The sequence below is a fragment of the Clostridium cibarium genome (assembly GCF_014836335.1).
In the GTDB taxonomy this organism is placed as follows: Bacteria; Bacillota; Clostridia; order Clostridiales; family Clostridiaceae; genus Clostridium; species Clostridium cibarium.
This window is the reverse complement of sequence record NZ_JACSRA010000022.1, coordinates 1-11,868: the sequence shown is the minus strand read 5'-3', so window position 1 is coordinate 11,868 and position 11,868 is coordinate 1. Positions and strand designations below refer to the sequence as shown.

The following is an 11,868-nucleotide window of genomic DNA, read 5'->3' as shown; positions in this document are numbered from 1 at the left end:
CTCCCCTCCTTCTAATAAAATACTATATTCCTGTTATTTGCTTTATAAATTTCAGCTTTATCTTTATTTATAATCTTCATATTTGTACATAAAAACTTTTCTAATATATACATATTTGTTTCTTCACTAATTCCTATTGGTAATGATTCTTCATATTTAAATTGTTTTACATCCTCCTCATCCTCTTCTTCATCATTATCAATATCTACTTGAAAAAGACTTTTAGGACAAAGCGAATCTATTTTACTTCCATTATCTAATTCACTAATTTCCACTATTTCTGCATTTACTATATCAGCATAATGGTCATTTTTCCCTAAGTATGGAAGATAAATAGCTCTATTATTTAAAATGGAATCCTTTATTTTATCTCCCTCTTCATCTTGTAATAAAATATAAATATCCCAAGATGGATTTTCTAACCATTGTTCCTTAACTATTAAATTTCCACCTTGTTCTTGAGATGCATATCCAACGGAATTATTGAAATTTTGCACCTTTTTAGGTATAAATCCTTCATTATTATTAGGCACAATAGATACCTTTAGTTCTTTTAATCTTTCATAAAACTCTGGAAATATTTTAGTGTTTGATGCTTTTTTACCTTTATTCTCTAACATATCTTTAAGCTTATTGTTGTTATATCCACTATAACCTAGAATTGCACCTAAAATACCTAATAAAGCTACCTTATGTATATTTCCATAAGTAAAATATAGATACGAATTAACATCTGGCTTTTTAAAAAAAGCATTTTTACCTCTCAGCGTAAATTTTAGTGCGTTCATAAATTACACCTCTTCTTGAGTAAATATATTAAAGATCTTAGCTCCCTTTAGTTCGGATTGTAGCTCAGTTGTATAAGGATTATAGTAAATTTCAACATTCTTTATCTTACTTCCTAGAGAATTAATCAAATCTGAACACTTTATTTGTATAATATTTTTGTCATTTCCTTTTTCAAACTCTATATATTCTGATAGATTTGGAAGATATAGATCCTCTTCACCTTCAACAAATAAAGCAAATTCATTTTCACATCCAACTTTAGAATTAGTAGCAAAAGACGTTGCAGAAACTAAAGATGTTCTCTTAAAATTATTATAATCTTCTTCTGTATACCCATCTGTAACACCAAGTTCTACAAACTCCTTATAAGCTAATGGATTTATTGTGAATGGGTAAAAATAATGAGCTTCATTACTTACAATTTTTGTTCCAAGAGTTGAGTTTTTAGCTTCTTCTGAATCTGGCTTTGCATTATCCTTTGAAGCATCTCTAAATGGTGAAAGTATTTGTTGTTCTTCTGGTTCTGTTCCATCATATTTATTAAAACCTTGTCCTATTTGAACAGCTCCAGTTATAGAAATATTATTTCCTTCTTCAGCAAAAGTTGCACCAAAGTTCTTTACATCTTCTGCTTTAAAAAGATTTGTTAATACTTCCTTTGTATCCTTACATTCCTTTAAATTCTTTACTTCAAATATTTGCTCATAACGTTCTTTTAATGATCTAGGTGCCAATACAGTTTCTTTCTTCTTATTTTCAGAAAGTTTCATTGACTTTATATATAAAACTTTTTTCCCCTCATTGTCCCACATCTTCTTCATTGGATATTTTAGAGCCTTATCACTTCCAAAAGTCTCCCCAGCTGATGTTGTCTTTGGATACCCTGTAAAATCTGCATTCCAGTTAGCCATAATTGACGAAATTCCTAATACTCCACAAACCCTTTTATTCATGATTTTTTTCCTCCTTATTGCTTTCATAAACTAAGTTATTACTTAAATATCCTGCAAGAATTATATCTTGATTTACTTTATCTTCTGGCTCGTAACCTAATATCATTGCATACATATTATTAAATCTCTTGCTATTTACACTTTCATCAAAACTGTACTTTTTAAATAACTTTATTAAATTAGCTTTAATCACATCATTGTCTTTTGCATTAATAAAGGGATTTACTAAAGAATGTGGTTTCTTTTTTCCTCTACTTTTAGAAAGTAGAAATCCCACTGATTGACCTACTGCAAAATAAAACTCTTCATCATTTTCAAATTTATCTGTAATTGAAGAATTAATTTTTTCTCTTAAAGAATTTTTTATATTATAAACTATATCTGCCATATCCTTTCCTCCTTTAAAATAGTTATTTAGTGACCATCTTAAGTTAAATTGATGGCATGCTTTATTTAAATATCCGTTATTTACTGAACCTTTAATCAAATTTAATGAAATTTTATTTAATACTGCCTCCACGCCATTATCTATACCTTTATACAACCAATTAAATAATGTTTCTCTAGATAATAATAGATTATTCTTTATATAGCTTTCATTAAATGACATATCAGAAGCTTCTGTAAAGTAATTATTTATTAAATACTTTGAAAAAAATACAATGTTTATTATATCCTGCATATCTTTTACTGTAGAAATGAAACCATAATTCTCTACAGAGACATTTTTAGATGATAAATCTAATTCTAAGATATTTTTAAAGTGAAATTTTTTAGATAACAAGGTCTTAAATTCTGTTATAACATCATAATCATGAATTTCTACTTCTTTACCTTTTTTAAGCCTTAAAAATATACCTTGAAAATCTTTATCAGGAAATTCTCCATTATTATATCCCTTAATTTCATCCTTAATATAAATATTAACCTTACCAATAGATGCAAGATTTAATAAATAGTCAAAGAATTTTCCTTGGAGTAGCACTTCATCATTATTAATTAGATATGGTACTTTTTCATTTCTTGTTTTATTCTCTAGGTAAGGCTTTTTAGCATTTAGCCCCATATTATCATTTGGCAAACCATAGATGGTATTATCAATTTTTATATTAAAATCATTATTATTATAGATATTAGGAATAAGATACCTCTTACCTTCTCTTTTATAATCTTCTATAGGATAATCAAAAAATATTTTTAGATAATCTTTACCTGATATAATCTCTTCATCAAGCTTGAAAATATTATTCTTTATCCATGTTTTAATATTTTCTAACAAAGAAATATCTACTTGTCCAACATCTTCTTCAAGAGATTTATATATTTCCTTTGCATTTTCCTTTGTATATTTTAGATACGGATTTGATAAAACGTTATAATAATTATCAATTATTTCATCAGTTAATTTACCACTAGCCAAATTCTCTTTTTTTATAAAAAAGCTTAGATAGTTATTACTATGTATTACCTTTTTGCCATCAATTGGCTTATTCATTTCCACTAGTTTGCTATTATAATCTCTTTCACATATATAGCTATAATAACTATGTGATTTATCTATTCCTTTTGCCTTCTTATCTTGTTTTATTTGTACTATTTCCTTGATTTCATAGGCATCATTAGTTGGAGCCACAATAATATAAGTCCCATCTTTTGGAACATATGTATCTGTTATAAGCTTTTCTCCTTTAGCATTGAGTTCTCTTTTGAAAACCTCTAAGCAATCTTTCAGCAATACTAATTCACCTCCTTATATAAATCTATAATTCATGAATCCATATCCTCTTGAATTCATTTCTGACAAACCCGTTCCTAGGCACATGTATGCCATATCTTGAGCTAAATCGTTTTCTAATATATTTAAAGAAACTTTGTCTCCCATAAGCTTTATGTCTTTGTACTTTATAATAATTGGCTTTCGATTTTTAAATTCAAGACCTGAATATAACTCAAAATCCTCATTGATCTTCGTATTCATAAATGTGTTATATTTCTTTATAAGATTTTCCTTTATCCTTTTTTCAAACTCTTCTAAAGATAATTTCCCCTTCCAATATCCTGAATCATTTTTCATTATCATTGGAGTAATAGAATAAATTTTCTCTATATGTTTTTTTGGTATAATTTTCTTCTCAGCAGTCAAAGCTTTTAATTTTTCAGTAAAACTATTAACTAATTCTTTACTAAAGAAATCTACTAATTTTTCATCTATAGTTCTTAATGTTAATGTATATATTTTCCCTTCTTTATAAACCTTATCTTTTTCCAAAGGGTATAGCGAATCAAAGCAATAATTTTTAAACTTTCTTTCACTATGAAATTCAGCAAAATCTTTATTTTTTACTAAAGCTTTATCTATAAATGAACAAATTGTTGATTGTGCTGACTCTAAGCTAATATTTTGTAAAACATATAGCTTTATCCTTATTTCATAAACTTTCATACAACACCTCCCTGAATTAATTTTACCTTATATGTAACATTATGTAAATAAACAAAATAATAGTTTTCTATCCACTTTAAATAACTAATTATAAAATTTTTAATATAATTTATTTTATATATTAATAAATTTACACTTAACTTTTAAAAAATTTTATCATTATCAGTTAATGGTTAATATACTAGACATACCACTTAGAAGTTACCAACGAATATTTAAATACATCTCATGTTAATGGTTAATCTTCCACATTGGACTATTTTTTACGGTAGCATATTTAAATACATCTTATGTTAATGGTTAATAAATCACATAACTTATCATTTAGTTTATATGCTTGATTTAAATACATCTTATGTTAATGGTTAATGTAGGAGGCTTTGGTAAAATGTCCACAAAAATAACATTTAAATACATCTTATGTTAATGGTTAATTTCTCTACACTCTCCTTCGCTACTATGCAAGCTAATTTAAATACATCTTATGTTAATGGTTAATATTTGGTTTGTTTGGATTTATAAAATCATCATCATCATATTTAAATACATCTTATGTTAATGGTTAATTTGCTGAAATAAATACATTCTTATATTTTTCATTTTATTTAAATACATCTTATGTTAATGGTTAATCTAGAAAATTCTATATTCTTATAATACTACAATCAATCACCAGGCTGCAATAATCTCATTCTATCTCCTTTTTACCAAGCGAATGTCTAAATTTAAGGAAGAAAAATTCATATACTACAACTACACTGATACTCTACTCTAACCATATTTTTAAAATAAATCTGCCTGGTAAATTTTCCTATAAAAATATGTCTCATCCATAAATATTATATCCACGGCTAATTTCCCCTTTGTATTCTAATATTCTAATATTCTTCAGAATACAAGAATATTAGAATATACCATAAATCCCTTCTTCTCAGAGTGCAAAAAATCTAATAAAAGTTTTGGTAGGCTTATAGAACTATATACTTTATGAAAAAAATAATCCCAATTATTATAGGAATATGAGTCATATAAATTAAAAGAGAATTTCGTCCAAGCCATCTTAAAAAAATTAAAAACTCAATCTTATTTTCATCTTTAATCTTATCTATTTTCTTAATCTTCTCCCCTATAAATCCTCCTGAAAGAAATAGAAAAAACCAAGGAATAATAGGGAAAAAATCAGAACTAATGAAAGAATTCGACTTTATTCCAATAAAGTTAAGATATCCATTATTTTTAAGATTAATTATCCAAGATAATTTCATACGTTCTTTTAAATATGACCCTTCATATAAGACAACATAGGTAACGATAAAGAGAATAAGAGATAAAACCAATCCCCTATTAGGGGTAATTTTTCTTATCCTATCTATCAAAAGTTCATAAAAAATTATTGAAATCCCAAGGAAATGTAATATTCCAAATGAAATTAATTCTCTAGGTACAAAAATATAAGTTACAACTGTTATGAAAATTCCTAAGTAAACACAAATTAATCCTCTTCTAAAATTATTTCTACTAAATGAACTACTAATTCCTGATATAGTTATAAACAAAAACTCTGCCCCTAACCTAATACCTTCAATTATTATGTTATCTAAAATTTTACTATTTGATGACATCCATAATACATATTGATAAATAAAATGGTATATTATCATAAGTATTATAGCTAAGCCTCTTAACTCATCAATTAACTGGACACGTTTTTTCATATGATCTCCTATAACAATAACTTTTTACCTTAATTATTCCCATAGTTGTCCATACTAATTCATTCCGCAGTAATCTAAAGTATTAAAAAAAGAAATACATTTTTATGTACTTCTTTCTAATCTTTATTCTTCTTCTATTTTTTCGCCCTTATATTCATGAAGACTTCTATAAAGTCTATAATGAAAAAATGGGATAAATATTAGTAATATTAAAAGCAAGACTTTTAAATCTATAGCCATGGATAGTAGATAAATTACCCCTATAATCAATCCAACAACCATCATATACGCTCCAGTAATTTCAGCTATTTCATCTCTGTCTTTTTCGTTATTAACCTTATAACATTTATCAATAGACTTATAGTAAAAAAACATGTACCCTAGCTTATATAACTTTTTAATATAAATAGTAAATCCTAATATTACGGTCACTAAGGAAATTATAAAAATAACCATCAAAGCAACACCCCGTTCATTTTTCTGTTTACATTTCACAGCTATATAAAGCTGTGAAATGTTTTTATAGTTTTATTACTTTCCTTTAAGCATCTCTCCTATTGCAGCTATGCTTCCAAGAGAAGATAAAGTTTCGTTTGGCAATATAAGCTTATTAGCAGGATTATTAGCCATTTCCTTTAAAGCTTCAACTTGTTTTAATGCAATAACTTTTTCATCTGTTCCAGACTCAATAATTGCCCTATTAACTTTCATAATAGCTTCTGATTCTGCTTTTGCTATTTCTTCTATAGCTTTTGCTTTACCTTCAGCTTCTAAAAGTTGAGATTCTTTTAAACCTTCTGCTCTTCTTATCTGAGCTTCTTTTTCTGCTTCTGCAGCTAAAATCTTAGCTCTCTTTTCACCTTCTGCTTTTTCTATTTGTGATTGTCTTTGTCCTTCTGCAACAAGTATTGCAGCTCTTTTGTCTCTTTCAGCCTTCATTTGCTTCTCCATAGCTTGTTGTATTTCGCCTGGAGGTACTATGTTTTTAATTTCTACTGAAAGTATTTTAATACCATATGCATCTGTAACTTCATCTATAATGCTTAATAAATCTTGGTTTATCTTATCTCTACCTGACAATACTTCATCCAATGTCATATTACCTATAATATTTCTCATATTAGTAGTAGATGAATAAACTATACCAGACTTATAATTCTCTATATTATACACTGCATCCTTTGCATTTAAAAGCTTATAGAATATAACATTATCTACTGAAATCTTAACATTATCTTTTGTTATAACTGATTGAGGTTCTACATCTAAAATTTGTTGTTTTGTAGATACCCTTTTTCTAACAAAGTCTACAAAAGGAATTAAAAAGTGCCACCCTGGTTCTAATACCTTATGAAACTGTCCTAAACGCTCTACCACGTAAACATATCCTGTATTTACTATTCTTATTGATGCTAATAAAACTATTATTACTATAAGTACTACTGCTCCTGCAACTATTAATCCACTCATAATTATTCCTCCTCGATTCCATTAATTATTAACTTATTTCCATTTATTCCCACTATCTTAAATTTTTGTCCTTTTTTTATTATATTTCCTTCATTGTATCCTGTCCAATAAATTCCTGACACTTTTAATCTTGTTTTTTCTCCGATCTCTTCTTCTGCTACAAATTCTTTTCCTACATAAGTTTCTTCCATAAGCGGTGTAGGCTTTATTGAAGTCTTAAATTTTTTCTTAGCCCATGGATATCCAATTGCCACTGCAATTAAACTAACTAAGACAAATAAAGCAATCTGTAACATAAGTCCTGCCCCTAAATAGCTTGCAATTATAGCTGCCACACCACCAAAAGCAAACCATATAAATAAAAATGCACTAGTAAAAGCATCAACCAATAATGCAACAATAGAAAGAACTAGCCAAAATATAAGCATTCCCATTATCATCTCCCCTTTCATTATTAATACTAGTATATATGTTTCCATTATACCATTAAGTACCTATTTCTTGTTAGTTAATTTATCTATGAATACATTCTATTTCCAAAGGTCCAAGCTTACAAGTTTAATTTTCTCTCTTTATAAGTTATAAAATAACTCTTTAAGTGATTATTCTTTCTCTTTCTTTATTTTTCATTGCTTTTCTAAAATTTTCATTTTATTATGTTTATATACCTAAAATAAATGAAATACTACTATTAATGTAGTAAAAAATAATTACACAATGGAGTTGAAATACATGGATTTTATTAAAGTAGCATCTGCTTGCCCTATTACAAAAGTAGGCGATGTAAATTTTAACATTTCTAATATTTTAGAATGTACAAAAGACGCTGTGAAAAACGGAGCAAAATTAATTGTATTCCCAGAATTATCTATAACTTCTTATACTTGTTCTGATTTATTTTTGCAAAGCACTTTGCTAAATAAATCTATTGAAGGAATTCATAATTTACTTGAAGACACTAAAAACTTAGATATTCTTATAGCTGTCGGTGCCCCACTACTACATAAGAGTACTTTATATAATGCAGCATACATATTATTTAAAGGAAAGATTCTTGGTATAGTTCCTAAATCATATATACCAAATTACAGTGAATTCTATGAAAAACGCTGGTTTACTGAGGGAATTGGAATAACAAATAAAATAATTGATCTTCCATTCCAAAAAGATATTGATTTTGGTACAAACCTACTTTTCTCATGTGCTGATTTTACTTTTGGTGTTGAAATTTGCGAAGATCTTTGGGTAACTATTCCTCCAAGTTCCTATTTAGCTCTTATAGGAGCTAATATAATAGGTAATCTTTCCGCATCAAATGAACTTGTCAGCAAAATGGACTACAGACGTGATCTTATTAAAAATCAGAGTGCCCGCTGTATTTGTTCATATATTTACTCTTCTGCAGGCGTTCATGAATCTACTACAGATTTATTATTTAGCGGACATTTATTAATTGGAGAAAATGGGGGCATACTAAAGGAGAATAAGCGTTTCCAAAGAGATAACGAAGTAATTTATTCTATAGTTGATATTTTTAAGCTAAATGCTGAAAGAATGAAAAACCTTAGCTTTAGAGATTCTACTAGAATGTTAAATATGTCTCCTAAGACTATAAATTTCTCATATGAAGATGTAGTTTTAAAGGAATTTGATAGATATGTAGATAAACATCCATTCGTTCCATCTAATGATCTTGAAAGAGAAATACGTTCTAAAGAGATATTTAATATTCAATCTTCTGCTTTAGCTAAGAGATTTGAACATACAGGGCTTAAAAAGGCAGTTATAGGAATTTCAGGTGGACTTGATTCTACATTAGCCTTATTAGTTATTGTTAAAACTTTTGAACTGTTAAATTATCCAATGAATAATATTGTAGCAATAACCATGCCAGGCTTTGGAACAACTGATAGAACATATAATAATGCTTTAAGCTTATGCAGAGAACTTGGTTGTGATTTAAGAGAAATTAATATAGTTAAAGCTTCTCTTCAACATTTTGAAGATATTGGCCATGATAAAGATATCCACGATGTTACTTATGAAAATGTTCAAGCAAGGGAAAGGACTCAAATCCTTATGGATTTAGCTAATAAAGAAGGTGGTCTGCTTATTGGAACTGGTGATTTATCAGAACTAGCTTTAGGTTGGTGTACTTATAACGGAGACCATATGTCTATGTACTCTGTTAATCCTTCAATCCCTAAGAGTCTTGTAAGATACCTTGTAAGATACGTTGCGGAAAAGGAATCAACTTCTACTGTTCGCTCAACATTAATTGATATTCTTGAAACTCCTGTAAGTCCTGAGCTTTTACCAAAGGATGATGAAGGTAAAATCACTCAAAAAACAGAAGATATTGTAGGCCCTTATGAATTACATGATTTCTTCCTATATCATTTTATGAAACATGGGTCATCTAAGGAAAGAATTTTCTTTTTAGCAAAAAATGCTTTTAAGGATGACTATAGTGAAGACGAAATTCAAAAGTGGTTAGATAAGTTTATGTGGAGATTCTTTACACAACAATTTAAGAGGAGCGCACTACCAGATGGACCTAAAGTTGGATCAATATCACTATCCCCAAGAGGAGATTTAAGAATGCCTTCTGATGCAGCACCTTGGAAATAATATTTAAAATTCTTTGCATTATTCTTTCAATTAGGCTATACTTAGAAAGTTAGTGCAAATATATATGATGTTTAAATGTGCAATTTAAAAAGTTTAATAATATATGAAGCAAATATAAAATGAAGGGAACATTACATGGAAAAAATTACGTTCAAAGATTTAAATTTAAAAAATGAGATAATAAAGGCTATAGACGACTTAGGTTATGTCAATCCATCTCAAATTCAAGCAGAGGCTATTCCTTTAGCATTAGAAGGACATGATCTTATAGGTCAAGCACAAACTGGTACAGGTAAAACTGCTGCCTTTGGTTGTTCTTTATTAAACAACCTTGTTAAAACTGGCAATATTGGTGCTATAGTTTTAGCTCCAACAAGAGAACTTGCAATTCAAGTTTACGAAGAATTAAATAAATTATCAAAATATGATAAGATTAACGTTTTACCAATATACGGCGGAGATTCTATTCAAAAGCAGCTTAGAGAACTTAAAAGAGGTGTTGATGTAGTTGTTGGTACTCCAGGAAGAGTTCTTGATCTTATTAGAAGAAAGGCTCTTCACTTAGAAGATGCTCAATTCTTAGTTTTAGATGAAGCTGATGAAATGCTTAATATGGGCTTCATTGAAGATATAGAAGAAGTTATAAAAGAGCTACCTAATGAAAGACAGACACTATTATTCTCTGCTACTATGCCACCTCAAATTGAGAAATTAGCTAAGAAGTATATGAAGAAAGATGTTAAAATAGTTAACATAAAAAAAGTTGCTATGACAGTTTCTAAGATTAAGCAAGGATTTTTTGAAGTTAATCAAAGAAATAAATTTGAAGCCTTATGCAGAGTATTAGATTATGACACACCTAGCGCTGCAATCATCTTTTGTAGAACTAAAAAAGGTGTTGATGATTTAGTTGAAGGTCTTCAATCAAGAAACTATGTTGTTGAAGGAATGCATGGTGATATGTCTCAACTCCATAGAATGAGAACTTTAAAAAGATTTAAAGAAGGTTCTTTAAGTTACTTAGTTGCAACAGATGTAGCTGCAAGAGGTATTGATGTAGAAGGAATTACTCACGTTATAAATTATGACTTGACTCAAGATGTTGAAAGTTATGTCCATAGAATAGGAAGAACTGGTAGAGCTAACAGAGAAGGTACTGCTTACTCTTTCATTACTCCAAGAGAATTTTCAATGCTTAACCAAATTAAAAGAGTTACAAAAGGTACTATAACAAAAATGCCTGTTCCAACAGTTGAAGAAATTTTAGAATCAAAGTTTAACTCTAAATCTAAGGAAATAGAACAAGTTTTACTTAATGAAGATTGCTCTAAATATGTTAAACTTGCTAACACTCTTTGTGAAAATTACAACCCAGTTGATGTGGTTGCTGCACTTATGAAAATGCAATTTAATAAGGAAATGAGCTTTAACTATACTACTGATGCTTTGGAAACTCCTAAAAGAGAAACTTCTTACGGTACAGATCGTTTTAAAAATCGTGATGATGTTAGATTATTCTTCTCTATTGGAAAAAGAGATAATTTAACACCAAAAACTTTAGTAAAATTTATAACTGAAAAGGCTAATATAAATGGCAAGAAAGTTAATAAAATAGATATACTTGAAAGTTTTTCATTTGTTACTGTTGATAAGGACATTTCAGATAAAGTTCTTTCAGCATGTACTGGAAACAAGATTAATAAAAGAAAAGTTAATGTTGAAGTAGCTACTAAAAGAAGATAATAAAAAAACTATCCAATTTAAAATTGGATAGTTTTTTTATATAAGGTGGGAATGTAGATAGATTTGTGTAAAACAAATCTACTACATTCTTTTTTTGTATTGTTTGATGGTAGATTTGGAATAA

General features: G+C 28.2%; 10 protein-coding genes and 1 CRISPR repeat array. Of the genes, 2 read left to right on the top strand and 8 right to left on the bottom strand.

Translation table 11 applies throughout. From position 1 onward, the window contains the following. Positions 1-11 precede the first annotated feature (11 nt). The 8 genes from cas5b to H9661_RS13100 all read right to left on the bottom strand — a co-directional run bounded on the left by cas5b (position 12) and on the right by H9661_RS13100 (position 7,804). Positions 12-788, bottom strand: a complete 777-nt coding sequence (gene cas5b, locus H9661_RS13135; RefSeq protein WP_191769271.1) for a type I-B CRISPR-associated protein Cas5b — start codon at positions 786-788, stop codon at positions 12-14. A gap of 3 nt (positions 789-791) precedes the next feature. Continuing rightward, a complete protein-coding gene (locus H9661_RS13130) occupies positions 792-1,742 on the bottom strand; it encodes a type I CRISPR-associated protein Cas7 (protein ID WP_191769268.1) in 951 nt (316 codons plus the stop codon). Continuing rightward, positions 1,735-3,477 (bottom strand): type I-B CRISPR-associated protein Cas8b/Csh1, encoded by a 1,743-nt coding sequence (cas8b, locus tag H9661_RS13125; RefSeq protein WP_191769266.1) that lies wholly within the window; start codon positions 3,475-3,477, stop codon positions 1,735-1,737. Before cas8b ends, H9661_RS13130 begins: the two co-directional genes overlap by 8 nt. Positions 3,478-3,492: 15 nt before the next feature. Next, positions 3,493-4,185, bottom strand: a complete 693-nt coding sequence (cas6, locus tag H9661_RS13120) for a CRISPR-associated endoribonuclease Cas6 (RefSeq protein ID WP_191769264.1) — start codon at positions 4,183-4,185, stop codon at positions 3,493-3,495. Positions 4,186-4,398: 213 nt separating this feature from the next. Then, positions 4,399-4,818: direct repeats of the CRISPR family, unit length 30 nt; unit sequence ATTTAAATACATCTTATGTTAATGGTTAAT. 335 nt (positions 4,819-5,153) lie between these two features. Beyond that, positions 5,154-5,900, bottom strand: a complete 747-nt coding sequence (locus H9661_RS13115) for a heparan-alpha-glucosaminide N-acetyltransferase domain-containing protein (protein ID WP_191769262.1) — start codon at positions 5,898-5,900, stop codon at positions 5,154-5,156. A 123-nt stretch (positions 5,901-6,023) separates the two neighbouring features. Next, positions 6,024-6,356 carry a hypothetical protein gene (locus H9661_RS13110; RefSeq protein ID WP_143315326.1) on the bottom strand — a complete coding sequence of 111 codons (333 nt, stop codon included), beginning with the start codon at positions 6,354-6,356 and terminating at the stop codon, positions 6,024-6,026. Between the two features lie 75 nt (positions 6,357-6,431). Next, positions 6,432-7,370: an SPFH domain-containing protein gene (locus H9661_RS13105; protein ID WP_191769260.1), complete on the bottom strand. Its 939-nt coding sequence runs from the start codon at positions 7,368-7,370 to the stop codon at positions 6,432-6,434. 2 nt (positions 7,371-7,372) lie between these two features. Further along, positions 7,373-7,804 (bottom strand): NfeD family protein, encoded by a 432-nt coding sequence (locus H9661_RS13100; RefSeq protein ID WP_191769258.1) that lies wholly within the window; start codon positions 7,802-7,804, stop codon positions 7,373-7,375. Between the two features lie 298 nt (positions 7,805-8,102). Between H9661_RS13100 and H9661_RS13095 the strand changes: the two genes are divergently transcribed. Then, positions 8,103-10,001, top strand: a complete 1,899-nt coding sequence (locus H9661_RS13095) for an NAD(+) synthase (RefSeq protein WP_191769256.1) — start codon at positions 8,103-8,105, stop codon at positions 9,999-10,001. 135 nt (positions 10,002-10,136) lie between these two features. Next, positions 10,137-11,744, top strand: coding sequence for a DEAD/DEAH box helicase (locus tag H9661_RS13090; protein ID WP_191769254.1), 1,608 nt, complete (start codon positions 10,137-10,139; stop codon positions 11,742-11,744). Positions 11,745-11,868: the final 124 nt, after the last annotated feature.

Excerpts from the sequence above, each read along its gene's own strand:
- cas5b (WP_191769271.1), bottom strand. The coding sequence starts at position 788 with ATGAACGCACTAAAATTTACGCTGAGAGGTAAAAATGCTTTTTTTAAA.
- H9661_RS13130 (WP_191769268.1), bottom strand. The coding sequence starts at position 1,742 with ATGAATAAAAGGGTTTGTGGAGTATTAGGAATTTCGTCAATTATGGCT.
- cas6 (WP_191769264.1), bottom strand. The coding sequence starts at position 4,185 with ATGAAAGTTTATGAAATAAGGATAAAGCTATATGTTTTACAAAATATT.
- H9661_RS13115 (WP_191769262.1), bottom strand. The coding sequence starts at position 5,900 with ATGAAAAAACGTGTCCAGTTAATTGATGAGTTAAGAGGCTTAGCTATA.
- H9661_RS13110 (WP_143315326.1), bottom strand. The coding sequence starts at position 6,356 with ATGGTTATTTTTATAATTTCCTTAGTGACCGTAATATTAGGATTTACT.
- H9661_RS13105 (WP_191769260.1), bottom strand. The coding sequence starts at position 7,370 with ATGAGTGGATTAATAGTTGCAGGAGCAGTAGTACTTATAGTAATAATA.
- H9661_RS13100 (WP_191769258.1), bottom strand. The coding sequence starts at position 7,804 with ATGGGAATGCTTATATTTTGGCTAGTTCTTTCTATTGTTGCATTATTG.
- H9661_RS13095 (WP_191769256.1), top strand. The coding sequence starts at position 8,103 with ATGGATTTTATTAAAGTAGCATCTGCTTGCCCTATTACAAAAGTAGGC.
- H9661_RS13090 (WP_191769254.1), top strand. The coding sequence starts at position 10,137 with ATGGAAAAAATTACGTTCAAAGATTTAAATTTAAAAAATGAGATAATA.